Source organism: Pseudoalteromonas sp. ABV4_021 (assembly GCF_056159365.1).
Window position 1 is genome coordinate 1,703,996 of record NZ_JBSWVB010000001.1, and the last position, 24,298, is coordinate 1,728,293.

The following is a 24,298-nucleotide window of genomic DNA, read 5'->3' on the forward strand; positions in this document are numbered from 1 at the left end:
ACACTCTAAAATACTGCGAAACTATAAAAACTCGTGCAATTAAAATGAAATACACGCTAGCACTGTGTGCTGCTCTACTCTCTACCTCTGCAATAGCAAAAACCGACACCACACTTGAAATACCATTTTTATCAGATTCAGTCGTCATTGATGGCAATATAAATGAAAGTGTGTGGCAGCAAGCAAAACGCATCGAAATCAACAATATCACTTGGCCCTATGAAAATAAGGCAGCCAAGGAGCAAGCCTACGCACTTGTTTATGAAGATGGTGAATCACTCAATGTCGCTTATGTGGTAAGTGATTCAAACCCAAATGCGATTCGTGCGTTTTATCGCGACCGTGATAAAAACTGGAGCGATGACTTAGTGGGTTTGAAAATTGACTCATACAATAACGAAAAGCTGGCGTATCAGTTTTTTATTAATCCGCTTGGCGTGCAAATGGACTCCATTGAAAACGTGTTAACAGGCCAAGAAAGCGATGCGTGGGATGGTATTTGGCACAGCTCGGGGCAATTAACAGAAACGGGTTATGTTGTTGAGATTTCAATTCCGTTTCGCATATTAAATTTCGAGCAGGGCAACAACAGCAAAAAAATGGCGATGGAATTTGTTCGCTTTTTACCACGAAATGAACGGTTGCGTATTTCATCAATAAAAATCGACCACGCGAACAGCTGTTGGGTTTGTCAAATGCAAACCGTGTCAGGTTTTGAACAAGCTGAACAAGGCAATAACCTAACGCTAGTGCCAACCATTGTTGCTGGCCGCAGTGAAAGCCGCGATGTCAGTGTTGCTCCCATTGAAGATTGGCAAGCAGATAACACCTTAGAGCCGGGATTAGACCTAAAATGGGGGATCACTCCAGAAGTGACGCTTACCGCAACCATTAATCCTGATTTTTCACAAGTAGAAGCCGATGTTGCACAGCTCGGTATCAACAACAGTTTCACTTTGTTTTTTCCAGAAAAACGTGCCTTTTTCTTAGAGAATACCGACTACTTTTCAACACCTTGGAATCTCATTTATACCCGTAATGTGGCAGAGCCTGACGCCGGGGTAAAACTAACGGGAAGCGTTGGCTCGCATACCTTTGGTAGCTTTATCGCTAACGATAACCAAAGCAATGTGATTATTCCCGGTAACTTAGGCTCGACTATTGTCTCGTTAGAAAGTAAAAGTAACAATGTTGCGGCGCGTTATCGCTATGACTTTACTAATGACTTCTCGATAGCCGCAACGACAACTGCACGAAGCGCTGATGACTACTACAACTATGTCTCGTCACTTGATAGCAAATACCGTTTAACTGAAAACGATACCTTTATCGCACAACTTGCGATGTCACGAACAAAGTATTCCGATGAATTTAGAGACAGCATTTGCGACGCCGATAACCTTTCGACGTGCAAGCAACAAGCGCGCATTCAATGTGAAAATGAGCAAGATTGTGAAATAAGCGAACAATATTTACGTGTCAGTGCTGAGCAAGCAATTGATGATATTGCCTATAAGCTTAGTTATGAGCACAACGAAAAGCATTGGAGTCTATTTGCACGCTATGACAACCTCGGTGAAGATTTCCGCGGCGATTTAGGTTTTATGAACCAAGTTGATTTCAATAAGTTTGTTAGCGGTGGTCGTTATCGTTGGTACGGTGAGCAAGGTGTTAATTGGTATAATCGTATAGAGTTCTACAGTGACTGGGATATTAGCCATAACGCCAATGGCGAACTGCTAGAAAAAGAAGTCCAAGCAGATCTATCATTTAACGGGCCACTGCAAAGTTACGGTAAAATTGAATTGCTCCAGCGCGACCGCGTTGGTCTTCGCCATAATAAAGCGCGCTTAGATATAGATGGTAACACCACGCTGTTTAACGAAAACCTCGTTGGGGTGTATTTAGAATTTAAACCAATCTCAGGCATGTTTGCCTCACTTTACGCTAATACAGGTAATCATATCGACTTAGCAAACAATCGTTTAGGCGATAAAACCCGTATTCGCCCAGTACTAAATATGAACTTAAACCGCCATATAGAATTGCGCTTGCGTCATACATATGAAGCGATGGACGTGGACGGTGCTGACCTATTCACTGCAAACTTAACGGATGCGCGATTAAGTTATCAGTTTAACAACCGAAGTTTTGTACGATTAGCCGTAATTTATCGCGATATTGAGCGCAACCCAAATAATTATATCGATGATGTAACGGCGCACTATAAAGGGTTTTCAACTCAACTGCTCTACTCTTATAAAGTGAATCCGCAAACGGTGTTTTTTGCTGGATATTCCGATAACGGTTATCAAGATGATGACTTATCAAAAATAGAAAAGACTGACCGTTCAGTATTTATGAAAATGTCATACGCTTGGATGTTATAAATTACAGACGTTTATGGGAAGCTAAGGCTTCCCTTTTTATTTCTGATATTTCGTTTTTTAGCGTCTAATTTCACGTTCTGTACCAATAACACTGCTAATTTAGCCATAAACGCCTATTTCAGGCAGTTTGGCTATATATTATAGCCAAACTTTCCTTTCGTTTTTGCAACTAGTCAGTATGCTTAGCGTAAATGAATCCGAACATTTAGGGATACACATAATGAGTAACATTTTTGAAGATAATTCACTGAGCATTGGTAATACACCACTGGTTAAACTTAACCGTGTAACGTCTGGTAACGTATACGCGAAAATTGAAGCGCGCAACCCAAGCTTCAGCGTTAAGTGTCGTATTGGTGCATCAATGATTTGGGAAGCTGAAAAGTCAGGTGAATTAACCAAAGACAAAGAGTTAATCGAACCAACTTCAGGTAACACAGGTATTGCACTTGCGTTTGTTGCTGCATCACGTGGTTATAAGCTAACGCTAACGATGCCAAACACAATGAGCCTTGAGCGTCGTAAGCTATTAAAAGCGTTAGGTGCAAACCTAGTATTAACTGAAGGCGCTAAAGGCATGAAAGGTGCGATTGAAAAAGCACAAGAAATTCAGCAAAGCGAACCTGAAAAGTACATTTTACTACAGCAATTCGAAAACCCTGCAAACCCTAAAATTCACTTCGAAACAACGGGTCCTGAGATTTTCGACGTAACTAATGGCGATATAGATTTCTTCGTAGCCGGTGTTGGTACAGGCGGTACGATTACAGGCACTAGCCGTTTCTTAAAATTAGAAAAAGGCCTAGACGTTAAATCAATCGCAGTTGAGCCAGTTGATTCACCAGTGATCAGCCAAAAAATTGCAGGTGAAGAATTAAAGCCGGGTCCTCACAAAATCCAAGGTATTGGTGCTGGTTTCATTCCAGGTAATTTAGACGTTGAAATGATTGACGGTGTTGAGCAAGTTTCAAACGATGACGCAATCTCGATGGCGCACCGCCTAATGAAAGAAGAAGGTATTCTTGCGGGTATTTCTTCTGGTGCCGCGGTTGTTGCAGCAAAACGTATTGCTGAACTACCAGAAAACAAAGATAAGAAAATCGTTGTTATTTTACCAAGCTCTGCAGAGCGTTACCTAACTAGCCCACTGTTTGCTGAAGAGTTTACAGATCAAGAGTTAGTGCAGTAATTTACTGCTTTAAAAGTGCGAAGCACCGCTTCGCACTTTACATCCTATCAAAATCATTCCACACTTAGCCTAAATAAAAATAACGACAATTAGGCATATGTTACGTAACTTTCTTCTTTCATCTTTGTTTATATTGCTTGCTGCGTGCGGTGACACTGCACCTGAAATAAAAGCAGATAACGACTCACCTGAATATAAAGCATCTGAATTTTTCTACGCAGTATTGCTTGAAGACGACATTAATAAAGCAGTCAATGCATCGGTGCCAAAATATGGCCGCATTATCAAGTCATACGGCTCAACAAAACAATTTGCGCGCAATGTACTAAATATGCGTTTTGACGAAGTGGAAATTGAAATCGACCACGGCAGCCGCAGTGTGCGTAAACGTTTTGGCGATTCTGCCGTGTTAAACGTTATTTTACACGGTAAACATAACGGTAACCGTATCGCCGATATGCGCCAGATTAAACTTGTTAAAGTAAAAGGCACTTGGTATATCGAAAAAGTACTCGACGACCCTTACGCGCGCTAATATTTTGTTTAATAAACCGCTCTTTGCAATCTGCGCATTACAAAGAGCGGTTTAGTTTAACCTTCGTTAATCAAACGATTCAAACTCATCTACTTTTATTACCGCTTGACGCAGCGTTTCATACTCAGTGAGTTGCGCTAATTCTTCTTGATTAAACTCATCACTCAAGGTGTTTATCGCATTCAGTCTGTCAAACTTAATATCAAAACGCGCATGTTTAATGACTTTTTCAAAACGCGATATCAAGGTTTTGTGCTCCGACAAAATCACTAATAAGCGCTCCATATTATCAATATCACTACCCGCTTTGATATGACATAAGTTGCATAATCGCTCACGCATAACTGCGTTGTTACTTAAACTATTAACCACTTGATTTAATGTTTCATCACTTGGTTTGCGATACGGATTTCCCCACGGAAAAACCGCGAAACGAATTACACTTCCAAATGAGATATTGGCAAAAAACGCATCAAAGGCTTGGCCTATTTCATACAAACAATGGTCGATGGCGTAATTAACAAAAGGTAAATCGGAGACTTGCCTACCGTCGTCTTCATAGCGTTTTAACACGCTGCTGGCTAAATAAAGCTGACTTAAAATATCACCTAAACGTGCTGATGTTGCTTCTTTACGCTTCAATGCCCCGCCCAAACGTAACATGGCGTAATCGGCGCAAAATGCAAATGACGCACTGAGCTTTGTCAGCGTTTGATAATAATGTGCAACAGGTCCTGCGCTTGCCTTAGGCACAAACCAATTTGCGGTTAACCCATGGAAAAAACTAAAGCCAAAATTACCTAATGTATGTACGATATGTTTGCAAAGATACTCATCAAATTGATGTAAGCCACTTTGTTCGTCATCCATTGCCACCGCTTCCATTTCTTTCAAAATAAATGGATGACAGCGCGTCGCACCTTGACCAAAAATCATTAAACAACGTGTTAAAATATTTGCCCCTTCAACCGTAATGGATACAGGCGTGCCTTTGTAGGCACTCGCTAAACTATTACTTGGCCCATTTTGCACCGCTTTACCCGCTTGAATATCAAAACCATGATTTACGATATCTCGGCCAATTTCAGTAAGGTGGTATTTAGTAATGGCAGTGATCACCGCAGGGCTTAAATTAAGGTCGAGTGCCGTTGTTGTCATACGTCGTGTCGATTCGGTAAGGTAACTCATCGCAGCAATGTGCGCTAAACTTTCGCCTACGCCTTCAAACTGTGCGATTGGCAAACCAAATTGCTTACGAATTAATGCATACGCACTGGTTGTGCGCGTAGTTAAGTGAGCTGTTGCAGTCGCAAGTGCAGGCAACGAAATACCTCGCCCCGCACTCAAACATTCAACCAACATGCGCCAGCCTTTACCAATATAATCTTCACCGCCAATTAGCGCATCAAGTGGCACAAAGACATCTTCCCCTTCGGTTGGGCCATTCATAAATGCCATGCCCATCGGGTCGTGACGTTTACCGGTTGTAACCCCTTTTGTTTTTGCCGGAATAAGTGCACAGCAAATGCCTAAATCTTCTTGTTCGCCCAATAACCCATCTGGGTCATATAATTTAAATGCTAAGCCAATAACCGATGCAATAGGCGCTAGTGTGATATAACGCTTACGCCAGTTAAGTTTGATGCCCAGTGTCATTTTGTTTTTATAGCGTTTTTTACACACCACACCATAGTCTTGAATTGCCCCAGCATCAGAACCCGCATCTAAGGCAGTCAAGGCAAAACACGGCACTTCCTCGCCATTTGCCAGTTTAGGTAGCCAAAAATCTTGTTGCTCTTTCGTACCATAATGAGCAAGTAATTCTGCAGGCCCTAAACTGTTTGGCACCATCACCGTGACTGCGGCTGATAAACTCGAACAGGCAATTTTACTGACAATAGTTGAATTAGCGTACGCGGAAAAACCGTGACCACCGTGACTTTTCGGTACGATTAAGGCAAAGAAGCCCTCTTCTTTTAAGTACTTCCACACCGCTTTAGGTAAATCGCGTTCGGTCACAATTTGATGATCGTCCAACATATCCAATAATGTGGATACTTGATTATCAATAAAACTCTGCTCTTCTGTGCTCAGTTTTGGGTTGGGGTATTCGCGAAATGTTTGCCAATTTGGCCTGCCAGAAAACAGTTCGCCATCCCACCAAATATCACCCGCTTCCATTGCTTGACGCTCTGTATCTGACAGCGGCGGCAAAGCCTTTTTGAAATAGTTAAAAACAGGTTTTGTTACAAATCTTAAGCGATTGGCACGAATGCCAAAAATCGCGGCAATAACAAAAACAATTATTATAAAAATCAACATTGTAAAAACTATCCCTTGAATTTATTTAACGCTTACCCAAGTATGACTTAATCCCTGAAAAAGTCTAACTGGCATTTACCCAAAAACCACGACTTGCTAATATGCGTTGTTGGCTTTAGGCCATTACTTTAAGGGAAACAATAATGACATCATTTAAACTCTCACTACCCGCATTACTGGTCGCATCAGCGGTCGCGATTACTGGCTGTAATGCAACTAGCAAACAACAAGAAACACAATCGGCACAACAAGTAACAGCACAAGACGCAAAAGCGTTTTTAGCAAATACTGAAACCGAATTAATGGCGCTTTATAACGAAGTTAGCCGTGCTGAGTGGATTTACGCAAACTTTATTACGCACGACACATCAGGCCTATCTGCTGCAGCAAACGAAAAGATGACTGCTGCTGTAGTTCGTTTAGCAAATGAAGCGTCTAAGTTTGATAAATTAGACCTAGACGAAGATAGCCGCCGTAAACTAGATAAACTGAAGCTGGCACTCACCCTGCCTGCTCCACAAGATCCAGCTAAAACTGCTGAGCTTTCGAAAATCGTTGCTGAACTTGGCGGCCTTTACGGTAAAGGTAAATACTGTAAAGAAGACGGTAAGTGCTTAAGCCTTGGCGATATGACTGCAACCATGGCAACAAGCCGTGATTACGACGAACTACTTGATATTTGGACTGGTTGGCGCGAAGTTGCTAAACCAATGCGTCCTCTTTACGAGCAACAGGTTGAGTTAACAAACCAAGGCGCCAACGAGCTTGGCTACGCAGATACTGGCGCTATGTGGCGCAGTAAATACGATATGCCTGCCGATGATTTTGCCAAAGAGCTAGACCGCATTTGGGGTCAAGTTAAGCCACTTTATAACTCACTACACTGTCACGTTCGCGCAAAACTAGGCGAAAAGTACGGTGAAGACAAAGTACCACAAGACAAGCCAATTCCAGCACACTTACTTGGTAACATGTGGGCACAAACGTGGGGCAATATCTACGATGTGGTTGCACCAGCAAATGCCGATCCGGGTTACGATGTAACTGAATTGCTTGCTAAGCACAACTATGACGAACTAAAAATGGTGCGCGGTGCTGAGAAATTCTTTACCTCAATGGGCTTCGCACCATTACCTGAGACATTCTACGAGCGTTCACTATTTACTAAACCACAAGACCGCGACGTGCAATGTCACGCATCAGCTTGGAACTTAGATAGCAAAGACGATTTACGTATTAAGATGTGTATTCAACGTACTGGTGAAGAATTCTCAGTAATTCACCACGAACTGGGTCACAACTTCTACCAGCGCGCTTACAACACGCAACCAATTTACTATCAAGAAAGTGCTAACGATGGCTTCCACGAAGCAATTGGTGACACTATCGCCCTTTCTGTAACGCCTGGTTACTTAAAAGAAATCGGTTTACTTGATGAAGTACCAGATGAATCAAAAGATATCGGCCTTCTCATGAAAATGGCAATGGATAAAATTGCATTTATTCCATTTGGCCTACTTGTTGACCAATGGCGCTGGAAGGTATTCTCAGGTGAAGTAACGCCAGAGAACTACAACCAAGCATGGTGGGAACTGCGTGAAAAGTATCAAGGTGTAGCGGCTCCTGTAGCACGTACTGAAGAACACTTTGATCCAGGCGCGAAATACCATGTACCAGGTAACACACCTTATACACGTTATTTCTTAGCGCATATTCTACAATTTGAATTCCACCGCGCATTGTGTGAAATCGCTGGCAGCAAAGAGTCTATTCACCGCTGTAGCGTTTATAACTCAAAAGAAGCTGGTGAGCGTTTAGATACGATGCTGAAAATGGGCTCTAGTCGTCCATGGCAAGAAGCGCTTGCAAGCGTAACAGGTAAACCAGAAATGGATGCGACAGCAATTCTTGATTACTTTGCGCCATTACAAAAATACCTAGATGAGCAAAATAAAGGCCGCCAGTGCGGTTGGTAATCTAATACCAATCCTGTTAAGTATGTGATCAGGGATAGCGCTGGATAAATGAAATGGTAACAAGGCGGAATTTTTCGTATGTAGTTGTTCTACATTGATAAATTTTAACGCAGTTAGCATGATATTTAGCCCGCTAGGATGATCAGCTATTTAAGTGAATTGGTATAACTTAACTTAAACAAAAAAACCGCTGAAATTCAGCGGTTTTTTTTAGTGTTTAAATAGTTTTAAAACTGGCCGTACACGGCAAAAATAAGTGCTTCATCAATATCTTGATAGCCAATTGAAAAGGCAAAATTGGCATCGGTATAATATTTCGCTTTTACTTCAAACTTGCCATCGTTTACACCAAGGCCTGCAGAGATTGCTTGGTTTAAATAATAAGTACCAAATACACGGGTAACAATATCATTCCCGGTTTCAGTCACGGATGCATCAACGGCTAAATGCTGCGCACTGTTTAGCGCCATAAAGTAGCGAGACGCCAACTCCCAACTATCTAGGTCTACCTCAGTATCAAAACTAAACGCAAGATAATCAATGCGGTTGATTTGATGATTGTATTCAGCACGCGCAAATACTTCGCCGTCTTGACCATCGGCATCGCTATAGCGCGCACTGACTTTAAAATTATCGTTAATCAGGTAGCCTGCGCCAGCACTAAAGGCATCATAATCACCTTGTTTGGCAACATCTGCGGTGATAAATACATTATTTGGTAAAAAATACTCGCCACCAATATTGTAGAAGTTATCATCGTAAAAGTTATTAATTGAGCCGTACAGATTAGTATCGGTATTTAGATAGCCAAACTCATCTAACACACCAATCATTGCTTGCGGTTTAAAGAAGTAATGGCTACTAAACGCAAAACCATCGTAGTTATCGGCATTAACATAATTAAATTCGTTAAACGACTGATAACTCGCGGCATTTACACCTGTTGCCGCCATTAATAAACCTGATAAAAGAAATTTCTTCATATAAAACTTGCCACTATCCTAATGTGTATTGACTTAAAATTTTGTAAACCTGATCGATATCGTCTCCTGCCTTAAACTCTTTTGTTAGCGGATTTGGCTCAGAGCCTAACCAGATTTTTAATTCAGCATCGAGGTCAAATGTACCTGCTGACTCTTTGCTAAATTTAGTTATTTTGCTGTAAGGAATTGAAAGTACTTCGGCTTTATTACCGCGTACACCTTGGCGATCAACCAAAATTAAGCGTTTATTGGTAAACACTAAAACGTCGCGAATAACTTTATACGCCTTTTCAACTTGCTCACCGTCAATCAGCGCTGAATCAATAAAACGCTCAACTTCCTCGCTGTCTACTTCACTTGCATTACCCAATAAGCCTGATAAAAGTCCCATTGTTGTCTCCTTAGCTGTTATATCGGAAAAAGATACTGTTCAGCATCTTGCCAATTTTTGCATTGTTTTACACCGGGTACATATTCAATTAAATAATTTAAATTACCCGTGTGGCGTAACAATGTCAGTGTCATTAAACTGTTTAGTAACGTTCGTTTGTCGTCAACTTGATAAAGGTAGTTTTCTAAAAATTGCTGAAAAACCTTTGTTTTACCTTTTGCTACAAGTAAACCAACTGTTGTAACTTCAAATAGTGGCTCGTTGCACACTAAGGCATCACCAAAATCAATCACACCACAAAGTGAAATGCCGTCATTACTGCGTTTAACTAATAAATTACCCGGGTGCAAATCACTGTGTACTAAGTAAAGGGTAGTGGTGTCTGGTGCGGTATAAGGCGTATGCGCAATATAGGGAATAAAATCCGCTAAAAAATCTGCACGCAAGCCTTGGCGCTTTCTCCTGGCGTAGCTATTGTGGTATTGCTCATCAATAAATTTTTGCCAATCTTTGTACAGTACACTTGTTTTTTGCATGGGAATACTGTGCATTTGTAGGCAAAAACGCCCCAACTGCGCGGCTATTGATTGTTGTTCTTCATCTGTCAGTTCATTATAAATATCCGACAGAAGTTGCCCTTCAAGCCCTTTTGTAATTAAGTAACCCCAGTTATTAAGTTCGCCGTGCGCAATCAATTTAGGTGTCGCAATCGGCAGTGTTGCCCCATCGCATAAATTGAGTGCTTCTTTTTCATGGTGATACTGAAATAGCCAATTTGGCGCAATAAATTTGATGTAAAATGCTTGATTGCTGGTACTGTGCAATAAAAATGTGGGATTTTCGCCTGAGCTAACGCGCTCTACTACACTAAGCGCTAAATCATTATTTTCACATATTTGCTCAATCAGCGGTTGCCAATGTGTTTCGTTAGTAAAATCGCAAATAGCGCACGCATATTCATAGCTTGGCGCTTGAGGCAGCGCCATGGCATCAAAATCTTTAATCAAATAACTGGTTTTCAAGCGTTTTTCCGTTGTAAATTTGTTGGTATGCAATCTGCTTTTGATGCAAGTGTTGCAGCAACTGAATATCAAAGTCTGTAACTCTGGCATCATATTCAATTAAGTACTCGCGCGATTGCGTCGTTTTTATTTGTGTTAGGCCAGTGAGCCCTGAAATTGTTTTATCAAAATCATCACTATGTTGTTTTAATCGCAAGGTCAAATAAGCATGGTTTTGCGTATCAATATCACCTGAATATTGTTTCAAACTACCGGCTTCAAACACAAATACACGCTGGCACAGGCGCTCAAGCTCTGCCAAATCGTGTGAGCTCAAAATAAACGTAATCTCAGAGCTCAAACCCGCAATTAATTCCCTTATCTCTTTGGCATGAATTGGATCAAGCCCTGCTGTGGCTTCATCAAGTAACACAAATGAGGGATTGCCGATCAGCGCTTGTGCAATACAGGCGCGTTTTCGCATACCGTGTGATAATTCTTGTGGCTTTTTAGTTTTATGTTCAACTAACCCTACTTGCGATAACACACGTGTCACTTCACTGAGCGCAGGCGCTTTTGCAAGACCTTGTAATTTGGCAAAAAAAGCAAGTTGTTTTTCAATACTAAAGCGTGGATCAAGCTGTGCATCTTGCGGTAATACCGCCAGTTTACCAAACTGCGCTGCATGAGGAATTGTGTCGCCATCAAACAGTACTTCACCACTACTTGGTGAAATAAAACCCGAGATTAAACTAAATAGTGTGGTTTTACCCGCACCATTAGGGCCAATAATCGCAACCGGCTCGCCACTTTCAATGGACATTGAAACGTTGGTTAATACTTGATTGCTACCAAAGTGTTTGCTTACATTTTTAAGTTCAATCATGGTTATACCCCTTGCTTCTTAAATAATGTAAACGTAAGCGCACCGTAGATGAGCGTTTGTGCAAGTGGCAGCAAATATTGTTCAGACAAACTGGCGCTTAACGCTAAGGTGTCAAACAAGCTTGCATTAGGCAGTAAGTAACCCAAAAATGAAAAGCCCTGCCAAATATACTCAGCCAATAAGCCAATGATAATACTGCCTAACGTAAGCAACAGTAAACAATGGACAATGGCTTGCTTAGATGATGTTGAATAAACATTTAACAGCAGCATAAAGGCAATCATCGGTAATACAACAAACATTAAATCAACCAATATTTGGCTGCTTAAATGCAGTGAACCCGAAAGTTGACCCGCATCATTCCAAACAATCAACATAATGCTTGCCAATAAGGCAATACCTATAAACGCAGCAACTACCATTACTTGACCAAGAAAGCGTCCGAGTAACAAATCTTCACGTTTTGCGCGCAACAGTAAAAATCGAATCGTGCCGCGCGCTTTATCACTGCATAACTGATCGGCTGCAGAAAACATGGCAAAAAATGGAAAGGTCAGCACTGCGACTAACCAAAATACGATTAATTCAGGAACCGCCCACGTAGATAAGTTTTCAAGCCCTACTTCGCCAAGTAATTGCGCCATAAAGCGTTCAAACTGGGGATCTTTAAAAAACGCAGCGCCTTTCGCTACCACATTGGTCAAAATAAGTGACCAAATCGCAAGGTAGCTAATAATGGCAACTAGCCCTCTTTTTGAAAATAGAAACCGTGAAAATTCAAATTGCGCAAATGCAATCACACGATGAAAGCTAGTTGACCCCATACAAATCCTTTATTTTAATTGTGCTTGAAAACGTTCAAGTCCTTCGGCAAGGTCCAGTTTAAGATCATCTACGTCTTCAAGTCCAACATGAATGCGCACCAAAGGCCCTGAAAAATCGTAGTTTGTTACCGTACGAATGCGATTAAAACTGGTTGTAACGGTAATTAAGCTTTCAAAACCACCCCACGAATAACCCATTTTAAAATGTTGCATACCATCTAAAAGCGCAGTAATTGCAGCTTGATTACCCTCTTTTAACACAAAACTAAAAAGGCCTGTGCTGCCGCTAAAATCACGTTTAAACACATCTGACCCTGGGCATGAATCAAGCATTGGGTGACGTACATGATCAACTAACGGATGCTCTGCCAACCAATTGGCAATTTCAAGGGCTGCTTGCTCGTGTTGCTTTAGGCGTACCGGCAATGTACGTAAACCTCGCATTGCAAGGTAAGCATCATCTGCTGATGTGCATTGTCCCATTAGGTAGGCATTTTCACGTAACTGCTCCCAACATGCCTCGTTTGCAATTGCTACGCCCATCATCACATCTGAGTGACCAACAATGTATTTAGTCGCTGCTTGAATTGACACATCAACACCATGGGTTAGTGGCTTAAAGAAATAGCCATTACCGTAGGTATTATCAATAAATACCAGCAAATCATGTTGTTTCGCAATTTTAGTCAGTAAAGGTACGTCTTGCACTTCCATGGTAATCGAACCCGGCGCTTCTAAAAAAAGCAATACTGTGTTGTCTTGAATCAAGTCAGCAATGCCTTCACCAATAAGTGGGTCATAATAAGTGGTGCTCACACCCATATTTGCGAGAATTTTTTCGCAAAAATCACGTGTCGGTTCATACGCGGTATCGACCATCAAAATATGATCGCCTGTTTTTACAAACGATAAAATGGCGTTACTAACTGCTGCCGCGCCACTTGGAAACAAGGCACACCCTGCACCTTGCTCAAGTTCAGTAATTGCGTCTTGTAAAGCAAAGTGGGTATGCGTACCGCGGCGACCATAAAACAGCGCTTGCTCACCGCGCTTTGCGGTGTTCTCTTTCATCTCGGCTACTGAGTCAAAAACAATGGTAGATGCACGTTGTACAACCGGATTAACCACCCCTTGGGTGTATTTTGACTTGCGACCTGCGTGAATAATTTGGGTATTTGCTTTCATAAATCGATTCTACTCTTGGTTCTGTTACAAACATTAAATAGACTTTTAGACGTCTAATCAAATCTAATTTGTTATGAGTTAATCCAATGCTCTAACAGGAAGCGACTAATCGAGCTATAACGCGGCTTTTTAAAACTTGATGAGTCATCGCCCCACTCACCAAATTGCGCTAATTCATCTCGGCTAAACCACTTAGCGTCTTCCAGTTCATCTTCACCAATATCAATTGTTGTGCTGCTTGCCGTTGCAATAAAGCCAATCATCACTGAACTTGGGAACGGCCAAGGTTGCGATGCGATATATTCGACCTCAGACACATCAATGCCCGACTCTTCTTTTACTTCACGAATAACCGCTTCTTCGAGCGTTTCACCCGCATCCACAAATCCGGCAAGTGCTGAGTAATTTCCCGCAGGCCACGATGCTTGGCGTCCAAGCAAGCAGCGCTCAATACCATCATCAAATACTTTACGAACAATCATAATAACCGCGGGGTCATGACGAGGAAACGTAATGTGACCACACTTTTTATTATCACATCGACGGGAATATCCCCCTTCATACGAGGTATTTTGGCTGCCGCAGCGCCCACAGAATACGTGTGTTTTGTGCCAGTGCAATAAGGTTTTTGCATAGCCTGCAATCGCTACACTTTCAGCAGGGAAACTGGCGAGTTGGCCGCGAAATGGCAGGGTTTGATAACAACTTAATTCATCAAGCGCTAATTCTTGCTGGGTTATTTCGATAGCAAAGTACGGGGTATTATTCTCAAGCCCTAAAAAGAGGTGCGGCGTACGCCCTAAAATTGTTATGACTTGCTTTACACTTAACCACAACAAATCATCAAGATGACTAGTCGATAACATCATGTCTTGATAAAAAAGCAGTACTTTGGCGTTGTCGCTATTAAGTTGTTGCGTGATAAATTCAGGTTTACTGCGTTCGCGCGAGCAACGCGCCAGTGGCATTTGACTAAAAGGCAGATTTTGCATAGCTAATTTGTTGAATTTAATATGCTTACATTTAAACATAAAAAAAGCGCCAATGGCGCTTTTTAAAACAAAAATGATGTTACAAAATGATCAGTGCTTTAGCTCAGCTAAATATTGTTGTAACTTTTGATTTTCGCCTTCAATGTGCTTGTATAGTTCAGCGTTTACAAGTTTACTTGCCGCTGGTTCGTCAATAACAATCACTGCATCTTGATGGAATTGTAGCGCAGACGCTGGGCATACTGCAGAAACCGCACCTTCGCACATATCACGCACTGCATCAGCTTTATTTTCGCCAGTTGCGAGCAATACCACTTTTTTCGCTTCTAAAATCGTACCAATACCCATGGTAATTGATAAGTGTGGCTGGAATTCACCTTCTGCAAAAAAACGGGCGTTATCTTCTACCGTTTCTTTGGTAAGCGTTTTTACACGCGTTCGCGATGCAAGGCTCGATGATGGCTCGTTGAAACCGATATGACCGTTACGACCAATACCTAATAATTGAACATCTACACCGCCGCTTTGTGAGATCTTGTTCTCGTACATTTTACACGCGGTGATCGGGTTTTGTGCATCGCCTGGCGGAACAAACGTGTTACTTTTGTCGATATCAACGTGATTAAATAACTGCTCGTTCATAAAATAACGGTAGCTTTGCGGGTGGTCGCCGTCTAAACCTAAGTATTCGTCTAAATTGAAGCTTGTTACTTGCTTAAAGCTTACTTTATTTGCTTGATTCGCTTTGATCAGTTCTTGATAAAGCGCTACAGGTGTCGAACCCGTTGCTAATCCTAATACAGAATCTTGTTTTCTATTAATTTGGTCGATAAAAATCTGAGCACCGTATTCGGCCACTGCAGCTGCATCTTTTAAAATAACTATTTGCATAGGAAAGGCTCTAGTAAGGGGTTAAATAAAAATGGGATCTATGGATATCTGTCCGTGCAAGTATAGATAATCCATAGATCACAAAACCTAATCGGGATACAACGATATTAGGTTTCACCATTATGACAACGCTGTCATTATTGCGTCTATTTACATATTTGTAAAGTAAAAGTGAATAAAAAAGCGTTATAAAATATAAAGAAAATAAAAAAGCAGGCGGTGCCTGCTTTTTAAAATAGTAAGCGTTAAACGCTGATTAGAATCTTGCGTTTATATAGCCAATGCAGCACTAACAATTGCACGCCAAGTAAGGCAAACACACCTATTAAAGGCTGCCAAGGCGGCAGTACCGCAGCAATAAACCCACCAAATACACTGCGTGAAATGTATTCCCAGTTTACTAGGCTTGATGCAAGGTAAATCACAATTGAGTTAGCGCCAATAATTACGAATAGGTATGCAGCACGTTGTTGATTAAGTAAATCAACAACAGCATAAAACACCGCCAGTAAAATAAAGCTCCAACCTACCGTTACCATCACAAATGACGACGTCCATAGGTCTTTATTAACTGGAAATACCATATTCCACAGCCAACCAACAGCAAGTGCAACTAAACCTGCAGCAAATAAAATACCTGCAGTTTTCCATTCGCCACGCTCTTGTGCTTGTTTAATATAACGGCCCGCAATAACACCAAATAACGCGTTAGCAATAGCTGGAATACTCGACAAAATACCCTCTGGATCCATTGGCTTGTTTTGATAAGTAATGCCTGGTAGTAAGTTTGTGTCGAACCATGCGTTCCAAGAACCCGCACCGCCCGCAGATAAATCACCCGCAACACCACCTGGAACAGGTATGAAACAAAGCCAAACCCAATAACCAATCAAGATCCCAGCAAGGGTAAACATTTGTGTTCTAAAGCTGGTATGCCATACCAGCATCGCCGCAACAAACCATGCGACAGCAATACGCCCAAGTACACTTGCGTAACGTACTTCTTCTGGGTTAAGTGGTACCCCAGTGCCCCAGCCATGGTTGTAAAGCACACCAAAAAAACACAGCAATAATAAACGCTTAAACGCTTTTATATAAATAGGTTTGCGCTCAACAAAAGGTAAATGGTCGATACGCTTAGGTGACAAACCCATCGCAACGCCAGATAAAAAGATAAATAAAGGGAAAATCAAATCGTAAAAGGTAAAACCGTGCCACTGACTATGTAATGTTTGCGCCTCTGCAACTTTCCACCCAGCCCAGCCAGTTAAAACAAACAAGGCGGCAAAAATTTTCTCACCGCCTAAAATCCAAAACATGTCAAAGCCACGCAGTGCATCAAGTGATGCTAATCGTTTCTTCGTTTTCTTATTTGTATCGCTCACGACAACCTCGTTTTTATACTTGTAATACCAATGCTGTTACGCGTGCTCTCAGCCCTAGCGCTTAAAAATAATATGCCAAGTAAGTAGAATTTCTCTTATGTAGACATGTTACATAAATAAATTCGAACGTAATAAGCAATAAATTTAGCTCGCTAAAGTGATTAACGCGTTAAGCGAATTGGTACAATAATACCGAGTGAAACAATCCGTTGGTATCACTTAAGTCTAATTACGTGTGTACTTCCCCTAAAAATACACGCTGTTTTTTTACTTTCTTTTAGATAAAAAAAAGCCCCGCTTGTTACTTCAAAGCAGGGTTTTTGCCCAGGAATCAATTATCGCTTTGCACCAGCAACATAGGTTTCTCGTGCATAAAATTCATTGTCCATCACCACAAAGTCAGCATCTGCGCCAACCACTAATCGCCCTTTTCGATTACCTAAACCTAGGTACTGTGCTGGGTAAAGTGATGCCATTCTCAGTGCTTCAGCATAACTAACATCAAGAGTATTAATGGTATTTCGCACCGCACCTGCCATGTCTAACACACTGCCTGCTAATTCACCTGTGGTTGAATTTAATCTATCGCCGGTGCGGATCACTTTACGACCATCAAAGAAGTCAAACTCCATATCGTCAGTCCCCACAGGTGGCATCGCATCTGTTACTAGCATAATTTTGCCACGGGTTTTGCTATCGATAGCAAATTTTGCAGATACTGGGTGCACATGGTGACCGTCAACAATTAAGCCGCACCATGCATTGGTGTCAGTTAATGCTGCTCCAACTACACCGGGTTCGCGTGAAGTGAATGCACTCATCGCGTTATATAAATGGGTAAAACCGTCAGCACCGGCTTCAAGTGCAGCTAATACCGTTGGATAATCGGCATTAGTGTGACCAATTGATACTTTCACACCCGCTGCAACAAGGCGTTTAATGTCGCTGGCAGATACATTTTCTGGCGCTAGGGTAACTACCTTGATGCCTAAATCTTGCCGCTCAAATACTGCAAATTCCGCTTCAGTAATTGGGCGAATAAACTTTTCGCTATGTGTGCCCTTTTTCGGCATTGATAAATGTGGGCCTTCAAAATGTACGCCCACAATACCCGGCACTTGATCTTTAATTGCCTGAGCTGTGGCGTCAGCTGCGCGTTCCATTACTTCAACACTGTCTGTGATAAGTGTGGGTAATAAAGCAGTCGTACCAAATTGGCCATGCGCTTTTGCAATCGCATCAACGCAATTTACACTTTGCTCGGCGTTAAAAAATGCACCACCACCGCCATTGACTTGTACATCGATAAAGCCCGGAACAACGGTACCCTCTAGTACAATCGCATTGTCACTTTGACCTTGCTCAAACGCTGTGATCACGCCATCTTCAACACTAAACGTCACATTTTGAACAAACTGTTCACCGCTAAATAAGCGTGTCGCAAAATACTTCGTAGCTGACATAATTACCCTTTAATTGAGTTTTGCGCAAAATAAACGGCGCCCATTTCTGGCGGCTGCATTGCAGGTTTAACATTTGCCACCACGTCTTTATCTAACCATTCCTGCAATGGCTCGGCTAATCCGCCAATCATTGATAAACGCGGTGGGTTATTTTGTAATAGCTTATTGGCTAAATCGCTGATGTAGCGTGCACCATCTTTTACGATAGCAAGTGCAACCTCATCGCCTTTCTTTGCTTCTTCAAGTACTGGACGTGCCAGCTGCGCATAGCTGCTTGATGGTTTGCCCGCCATTGCTTCGGCTATGCCCATTGCATCGGTTACTTTAAAATGCGCTAACAGTATATCGGCAAGTGATGTTTTTGGCCCAAGACCATCTAAGCTTAATAATGCTGATTTTACCGCTTCTAAGCCAAGCCATGCACCGCTACCTTTGTCGCCTTGTGCAAAGCCATGTCCGCCTAATATCGTGCTTTGACCATTTACAAATGAAAAACCACACGAGCCAGTGCCCGTAATAATCACTGCCCCATCCTGCCCTTCGTGCGCACCAATACATGCTGTGTGAAGATCAGTTGTAAGAAACATCTTCTTAAATGGATGGTGCCAATCTTGAATTTGTTGATATAAACCAGGCAGATTGACGCCAGCAAGACCAAGACCTGCAACCACATCGTTTACTCTATCGAGGTTTAAGCCTGCGTCTTGAATTGCTAACTGAGTTGAAACCATAATGGATTCAAGCGTGCGGTCTAGGCCATGTAACGGGTTAGCAGGACCGCCCAAGCCCGTGCCCAATACCCCATTTTGGCTCGAAAATACGGTTGCACGACACTTTGTACCGCCACCGTCTATTCCAATAAAGATTTGCTCTTTATTTGCACTACTTGCAACCATTAAACAACCTCAATTCTTATAATTTTTCCGTAAAAGCACTGAACACATCTATTTGTTAATTGTGTTTACCATCCACTTTTACGCATTTCCTCAACCCAAGTGTTGATTTAATGTTACACAAATAATGACAGCGTTGTCATTAAATTTTTATAGTTTTTGCTTACCATTAATTAATATCAGCATAACCATATGTTTTATTTAATATTTAATTTATGCTTATACGACTAATAGCGAACCGACTTAACGCTTAACAACGGCCAAATAATTACTTTTAGTCGTCTAAATCGTATTCAACAATAACGTCTATCGTATACTTTTAATTACAATCGTTATCTCGGTAAACTAATAGTTATTAAACCCAATGGCAGATACCAACTACTCTTGTAATCCATGGTTAACGCTGGCATTTCAGGTTCGCGCTTTGTGCCTAATATGTCAAATTAATAAGCCAAAAAATACAATTTCCGGCGTGTAAAAATCAATTGTCATATTTTAGTCTTAGAGAGCGCCTATCTCTTTGGCAAATCACAAAGTTACAAACTAAGCTTAGGATAAACAAAGCCAAAAGAGACCGTGCCATGAATTCAATTAAAGTAAAAGATTACATGACGCATCGCGCCGTATCCTTTTCTGTTCATATGACTGTTAGCGAAGCGTCTGAACGACTATTAATCTCACATCAAACCGGCGGGCCAGTGCTGGATGAACACAAACATGTAGTCGGTTTTTTGTCTGAGCAAGATTGCCTTGAACGTATGCTTGAGGATACTTATCAAAATGAAAGCCATTACAAAGTGCTTGATATTATGCGTACCGATGTACTGGCAATAGATGAAGATCATTCGGTATTGGATTTAGCGCAAACCATGTTAACAAATAAACCCAAAATCTACCCCGTGGTAGATAGCAGCAAGCGCTTGATTGGGGTGATCACTCGCAGTGATGTGCTTCGCGCAATCGAGCAGCACCATCATGCAATTTATGAACAAGGCCACAGACGTTTTGTCTAAAAATGCTGTCAAAACTTTCAGCGAAACAAGTTATCGCGCAGTCATTAAAAATGTATTGCGCTTTAAAATTAATAAAAAGTAGCCAAACAATATAAAAACAACGTAATAATACACTCTATCAATTAAGGTTTTTTAATACGAAATACGAGTTACAAGGAGAAACTCATGGCGCATATATTAGCTGTGGATGACCAGCAAACAATTCGATCAATGATCCAAGCAATACTAACCGGTGCCGGTTATGACGTAGTAACCGCAGTAGATGGTGTTGATGCAATGGACAAACTGCGCGCACAACAGTTCGATATGGTGATCACTGATATTAATATGCCCAATATGACAGGTTTGAGCTTAATCCCAAAAATTAGGCGACTACCTGAACATCAATATGTGCCAATTTTGATGCTGACCACAGAATCGAGCGGTTATAAAAAAGAAAAAGCCAAAAACAGCGGCGCCAGTGGCTGGCTTACAAAACCATTTGACCCCACGCGTTTACTGACCGCAGTAGAAAAATTGCTTAAAAAGTAAACTTTTTCAATTCACAGTGTATACAAAATACAAATTTCCTGTTACAACTACACTAACTTGGTTAAACGCAGCAACTTAGGCAGGTACAACCAGTTTAAGATAAATACAATTACAATTTGCTGTTGTTAAATTACTGAGTGTAAATTTTCGGTCACTTTTTATAAGTTTTGTATAACTTAACGTGACGCTAACGCAATCACCAATGACAACAGGAATGCAGAATATGGGAAACTCAACAGGCAGCTTATGCCCGCCCGCTAACCGCCAACAACCGATTAATAACAAACATGCTAGTAAGCCGTTTCAACCGACACAAGATGAAAAGTGTTTTGAACGCGGTTATAACTAACCTTAATTCAGATTAGGTAAATAAAAAGCCCGCAGTTGCGGGCTTTTCTTTGCTTATTCAAAACAACATAGCTTTGTATTCGCTTAGGTTATTTTACACCAAGCTCTCTTAAACGTTCGTTTAAGTATTCATCAGCTGTATAACGCTCTGATAACACTACATCTGGACGAGGGTGTAAGAAAAGCGGCAATGAAATACGTGATTTATCTGATGCCTTACCCGTTGGATTAATTACGCGGTGAATTGTTGATGGGAAATAACCACCCGATGCTTCTTGCAACATATCACCAATATTAATGATTAAGTTACCAAAGTCGCACGGCACATCTAACCAACCGCCATCTTTGTCTTGTACTTGTAAACCAGGCTCATTCGCAGCTGGTAATACAGTTAACAAGTTAATGTCGCCGTGAGCTGCAGCGCGAATTGCACCTGGCTCTTCATCACCTGTCATCGGCGGGTAATGTAATATACGTAATAATGTTTGATCTGAATTTGAAATCATATCTTTCAAATCAATCGAAAACTTCGCTTTAACATCTGCTGGCGCGTATTCCTGAACCCAGCTAAGTAACGTCGATGCAAATTCGTTTGCTAAACGATAGTACTCACGAATTTCTGCTTCTAATTGCGCAGGTACACGCCCATTTGGATAAACATGAAAGTATTCTTTAATGTCTTTTATAGTAAAACCTTTCGCTACCTCAGATACCTCTGGCGGAAAATAACCATCTTGTGTTTCTTTACTAAACAGAAAATCATGTTTTTCGCTTGAATTGAAAAACTCTTGCCAATTTTTGTAAATCGACTCAACCAAATCTTGCGAAATTGGGTGGTTTTTTAATACACCGAAGCCAGTATTTCTTAACGACTCAACAAACTGTTCAGCCGCGTTTTCAGCGGTATAATCAACCGTAGGTAATTGCATAAGTTTCACCAAAATAAAAAAGTGAAGAGCCTTTATGGCTCATACACTTATCAAATAATTTCAAGGGATGTGTTTTGCACGCATCATTCTCACTAATGTGATTATAGATTATAAGGACGAATGTCCGCACTGTGTAACTGCAAAACCCTCTTTTGATTTAAATCAAAATACGTTGTTTCCAAAATCAAGTTGTTACACGCATTAAACGTTACTTTACCAAGATGACTCGCCTCGAATTACACCAAACACTAACGCGCTGCATTTCCTGTTACTAAATACCAAAACCAACCCAATACGTTAATCTTAGTGGAGTAAGACAAAAATACAGTTAAATGATATGCTATCGCACAATAATACACAGATGGCTAAGAGTTACTCGCTCAAACACCACTCATATCAAGAACGAACTAAGTATTTATGCAGAACCAAGAACAACCCACAATTTACTGGCACGATTACGAAACTTGGGGGGCAACCCCACAAAAAGACAGACCTAGCCAGTTTGCGGGTATTCGAACCGATTTGGATCTTAATATTATTGGCGAACCACTGGTCATTTACTGTAAACCACAGGCCGATTATCTTCCCCATCCCATGGCGGCGCTTGTAACGGGTATAACACCACAGCACGCGATGAAACATGGTCTCTGTGAAGCAGAGTTTATTAGCAAAATTCATTCGGAATTTGCCAAAGAGCAAACCTGTGTTGCGGGCTACAACAGCATTCGTTTTGATGATGAAGTATCGCGTTATACTTTTTATCGCAATTTTTACGACCCATACGCAAGAGAATGGCAAAACGGAAATAGCCGCTGGGACATTATTGACTTAGTGCGAGCAACCTATGCACTAAGACCTGAAGGCATTAACTGGCCAGAAAAAGAAGATGGCACACCGAGCTTTAAACTCGAAGATTTAACAGCAGCAAACGGTATTGACCACGGCAACGCCCACGATGCATTAAGCGATGTCACTGCAACCATCGCATTGGCAAAGCTCATCAAAGACAAACAGCCAAAAATGTACCACTACTATTTTAATTTGCGCTTTAAAAAAGCTGCGCAGGATTTAGTAGATGTATTTAATATGACGCCACTGGTACATGTGTCTTCAAAAATACCAGCAAGCCAAGGATGCACAACCTGGATTGCACCAATGGCGTTTCATCACCAAAATAAAAATGCAGTTATCTGTTTTAATTTAGCACTTGATCCAACGCCTTTAATTGAATTGAGTGTTGAAGAAATTCGAGAGCGTCTTTATACAAAACGTGAAAACCTCACAGATGAGCAACTTCCTATTGGTTTAAAGCAAGTCCACGTTAATAAATGCCCATTTATCGCACCGGCAAAAACCCTGTTACCAGAAAACGCAGAGCGATTAGGCATAGATAGAGAAGCGTGTTTGGCAAACCTTAAGTTGCTGCGCGCCCACCCAGAATTACGTGAAAAAGTAGTTGAAGTATTTAACGACGACAGTCATTTAACTCCGATTACAAATCCGGACTACGCACTTTATCAGGGTTTTGCATCAAGTGGTGATAAATCGAAATTTGATATTATCCGCACCACAGAGCCAAGCCAACTCGCCGGTTTGCAACTAGAATTTGACGATGCAAAATACAACGAATTGCTGTTTCGCTATCGCGCTCGCAACTGGCCAGAAAGCTTAAGTCACCAAGAGCTCGAAAAATGGCGAAAATACTGCCAAGGCAAACTCATGCATGGCGAAGATAACCCCTCAATTGACGCCAATGAATTTATGTTAAGCCTAGAAAACTTGGCGCACGAACATGAAAGCGATGAGAAAAAAATGGCAATATTAAAAGCCTTATACCACTACGCTCAAAGCTTGTAGCAAAACAAATGGCTAAGCGTATTTCATGCAGCTTATACGACTACTTTGAAATTGTGTGTATGCGCAATAGCGAAGTAGTTGTATCGCTAAAAAATAAACAGCAATTCAGTGGCACCGCGAAAGCACTTATTCATGAAAATGGCACTGAATTTCTTTCTCTTATGCAAAGCGACCAAACCCTCGTAAATATTAATCTCAGCGATGTCGCCACCTTGAGTGCCTGCAATAACGCCATAGAACACCATAACTTTAGTGTTTCATTAATATAGCCGCTACGTTCATGCTATTTTTCGGGTTCCGATCACGCCTTTAAC

The 24,298-nt window shown here is 41.3% G+C and carries 22 protein-coding genes; 9 read left to right on the top strand and 13 right to left on the bottom strand.

What is annotated here, in order from left to right; all coding sequences use genetic code 11:
• Nucleotides 1-44: 44 nt before the first annotated feature.
• The 3 genes from ACXAFE_RS08055 to ACXAFE_RS08065 all read left to right on the top strand — a co-directional run bounded on the left by ACXAFE_RS08055 (nucleotide 45) and on the right by ACXAFE_RS08065 (nucleotide 4,114).
• On the top strand, nucleotides 45-2,390 hold the full coding sequence (locus ACXAFE_RS08055; RefSeq protein ID WP_475151084.1) for a carbohydrate binding family 9 domain-containing protein: 2,346 nt from the start codon (nucleotides 45-47) through the stop codon (nucleotides 2,388-2,390).
• Between the two features lie 220 nt (nucleotides 2,391-2,610).
• Nucleotides 2,611-3,579 (top strand): cysteine synthase A, encoded by a 969-nt coding sequence (gene cysK / locus ACXAFE_RS08060; protein WP_475151087.1) that lies wholly within the window; start codon nucleotides 2,611-2,613, stop codon nucleotides 3,577-3,579.
• A gap of 97 nt (nucleotides 3,580-3,676) precedes the next feature.
• Complete coding sequence (locus tag ACXAFE_RS08065; protein WP_475151090.1) at nucleotides 3,677-4,114, top strand: hypothetical protein; 438 nt, start codon at nucleotides 3,677-3,679, stop codon at nucleotides 4,112-4,114.
• 66 nt (nucleotides 4,115-4,180) lie between these two features.
• On the opposite strand, the gene ACXAFE_RS08070 is transcribed toward ACXAFE_RS08065, so the two are convergent.
• Nucleotides 4,181-6,436: an acyl-CoA dehydrogenase gene (locus tag ACXAFE_RS08070; protein ID WP_475151092.1), complete on the bottom strand. Its 2,256-nt coding sequence runs from the start codon at nucleotides 6,434-6,436 to the stop codon at nucleotides 4,181-4,183.
• 143 nt (nucleotides 6,437-6,579) lie between these two features.
• Here ACXAFE_RS08070 and ACXAFE_RS08075 point away from each other — a divergent pair, with 143 nt between their 5' ends.
• Entirely contained in the window at nucleotides 6,580-8,412 is a 1,833-nt protein-coding gene (locus tag ACXAFE_RS08075; protein WP_475151094.1) for a M2 family metallopeptidase, read from the top strand.
• 227 nt (nucleotides 8,413-8,639) lie between these two features.
• On the opposite strand, the gene ACXAFE_RS08080 is transcribed toward ACXAFE_RS08075, so the two are convergent.
• The 11 genes from ACXAFE_RS08080 to nagK form a co-directional block, all read right to left on the bottom strand.
• The gene (locus ACXAFE_RS08080) at nucleotides 8,640-9,395 is read right to left on the bottom strand and encodes a putative porin (protein WP_475151096.1); all 756 of its coding nucleotides are present in this window, start codon (nucleotides 9,393-9,395) and stop codon (nucleotides 8,640-8,642) included.
• Nucleotides 9,396-9,408: 13 nt separating this feature from the next.
• The gene (locus ACXAFE_RS08085) at nucleotides 9,409-9,786 is read right to left on the bottom strand and encodes a PH domain-containing protein (RefSeq protein ID WP_010559920.1); all 378 of its coding nucleotides are present in this window, start codon (nucleotides 9,784-9,786) and stop codon (nucleotides 9,409-9,411) included.
• A 17-nt stretch (nucleotides 9,787-9,803) separates the two neighbouring features.
• Nucleotides 9,804-10,808 (bottom strand): aminoglycoside phosphotransferase family protein, encoded by a 1,005-nt coding sequence (locus tag ACXAFE_RS08090; protein WP_475151099.1) that lies wholly within the window; start codon nucleotides 10,806-10,808, stop codon nucleotides 9,804-9,806.
• A complete protein-coding gene (locus ACXAFE_RS08095) occupies nucleotides 10,786-11,673 on the bottom strand; it encodes an ABC transporter ATP-binding protein (protein WP_475151101.1) in 888 nt (295 codons plus the stop codon). The genes ACXAFE_RS08090 and ACXAFE_RS08095 overlap by 23 nt, the downstream gene beginning before the upstream one ends.
• A 2-nt stretch (nucleotides 11,674-11,675) precedes the next feature.
• Nucleotides 11,676-12,497 carry an ABC transporter permease subunit gene (locus tag ACXAFE_RS08100; protein ID WP_475151103.1) on the bottom strand — a complete coding sequence of 274 codons (822 nt, stop codon included), beginning with the start codon at nucleotides 12,495-12,497 and terminating at the stop codon, nucleotides 11,676-11,678.
• 9 nt (nucleotides 12,498-12,506) lie between these two features.
• The gene (locus ACXAFE_RS08105; RefSeq protein WP_475151106.1) at nucleotides 12,507-13,682 is read right to left on the bottom strand and encodes a cystathionine beta-lyase; all 1,176 of its coding nucleotides are present in this window, start codon (nucleotides 13,680-13,682) and stop codon (nucleotides 12,507-12,509) included.
• A 71-nt stretch (nucleotides 13,683-13,753) separates the two neighbouring features.
• Nucleotides 13,754-14,674, bottom strand: coding sequence for an NAD(+) diphosphatase (gene nudC, locus ACXAFE_RS08110; protein WP_475151108.1), 921 nt, complete (start codon nucleotides 14,672-14,674; stop codon nucleotides 13,754-13,756).
• Between the two features lie 90 nt (nucleotides 14,675-14,764).
• Entirely contained in the window at nucleotides 14,765-15,565 is an 801-nt protein-coding gene (gene nagB / locus ACXAFE_RS08115) for a glucosamine-6-phosphate deaminase (RefSeq protein ID WP_475151109.1), read from the bottom strand.
• Nucleotides 15,566-15,810: 245 nt separating this feature from the next.
• Nucleotides 15,811-16,950 carry a transmembrane glucosamine N-acetyltransferase NagX gene (gene nagX, locus ACXAFE_RS08120; RefSeq protein ID WP_475151112.1) on the bottom strand — a complete coding sequence of 380 codons (1,140 nt, stop codon included), beginning with the start codon at nucleotides 16,948-16,950 and terminating at the stop codon, nucleotides 15,811-15,813.
• A gap of 335 nt (nucleotides 16,951-17,285) precedes the next feature.
• The gene (gene nagA / locus ACXAFE_RS08125; protein ID WP_475151116.1) at nucleotides 17,286-18,413 is read right to left on the bottom strand and encodes an N-acetylglucosamine-6-phosphate deacetylase; all 1,128 of its coding nucleotides are present in this window, start codon (nucleotides 18,411-18,413) and stop codon (nucleotides 17,286-17,288) included.
• A gap of 2 nt (nucleotides 18,414-18,415) precedes the next feature.
• Nucleotides 18,416-19,309: an N-acetylglucosamine kinase gene (gene nagK, locus ACXAFE_RS08130; RefSeq protein ID WP_237129345.1), complete on the bottom strand. Its 894-nt coding sequence runs from the start codon at nucleotides 19,307-19,309 to the stop codon at nucleotides 18,416-18,418.
• Between the two features lie 578 nt (nucleotides 19,310-19,887).
• Here nagK and ACXAFE_RS08135 point away from each other — a divergent pair.
• The 3 genes from ACXAFE_RS08135 to ACXAFE_RS08145 all read left to right on the top strand — a co-directional run bounded on the left by ACXAFE_RS08135 (nucleotide 19,888) and on the right by ACXAFE_RS08145 (nucleotide 21,199).
• Nucleotides 19,888-20,319 (top strand): CBS domain-containing protein, encoded by a 432-nt coding sequence (locus tag ACXAFE_RS08135; RefSeq protein WP_475151119.1) that lies wholly within the window; start codon nucleotides 19,888-19,890, stop codon nucleotides 20,317-20,319.
• 165 nt (nucleotides 20,320-20,484) lie between these two features.
• The gene (locus tag ACXAFE_RS08140; RefSeq protein ID WP_010559909.1) at nucleotides 20,485-20,850 is read left to right on the top strand and encodes a response regulator; all 366 of its coding nucleotides are present in this window, start codon (nucleotides 20,485-20,487) and stop codon (nucleotides 20,848-20,850) included.
• Nucleotides 20,851-21,073: 223 nt separating this feature from the next.
• Complete coding sequence (locus ACXAFE_RS08145) at nucleotides 21,074-21,199, top strand: hypothetical protein (RefSeq protein WP_475151122.1); 126 nt, start codon at nucleotides 21,074-21,076, stop codon at nucleotides 21,197-21,199.
• 88 nt (nucleotides 21,200-21,287) lie between these two features.
• Here the strand turns inward: ACXAFE_RS08145 and ACXAFE_RS08150 are convergent, their stop codons facing one another.
• Nucleotides 21,288-22,127: an isopenicillin N synthase family dioxygenase gene (locus tag ACXAFE_RS08150; RefSeq protein ID WP_054980599.1), complete on the bottom strand. Its 840-nt coding sequence runs from the start codon at nucleotides 22,125-22,127 to the stop codon at nucleotides 21,288-21,290.
• Between the two features lie 417 nt (nucleotides 22,128-22,544).
• Between ACXAFE_RS08150 and sbcB the strand changes: the two genes are divergently transcribed.
• The gene (gene sbcB / locus ACXAFE_RS08155) at nucleotides 22,545-23,984 is read left to right on the top strand and encodes an exodeoxyribonuclease I (protein ID WP_475151124.1); all 1,440 of its coding nucleotides are present in this window, start codon (nucleotides 22,545-22,547) and stop codon (nucleotides 23,982-23,984) included.
• An 8-nt stretch (nucleotides 23,985-23,992) separates the two neighbouring features.
• Nucleotides 23,993-24,253, top strand: a complete 261-nt coding sequence (locus ACXAFE_RS08160) for a Rho-binding antiterminator (RefSeq protein ID WP_475151128.1) — start codon at nucleotides 23,993-23,995, stop codon at nucleotides 24,251-24,253.
• Nucleotides 24,254-24,298 lie beyond the last annotated feature (45 nt).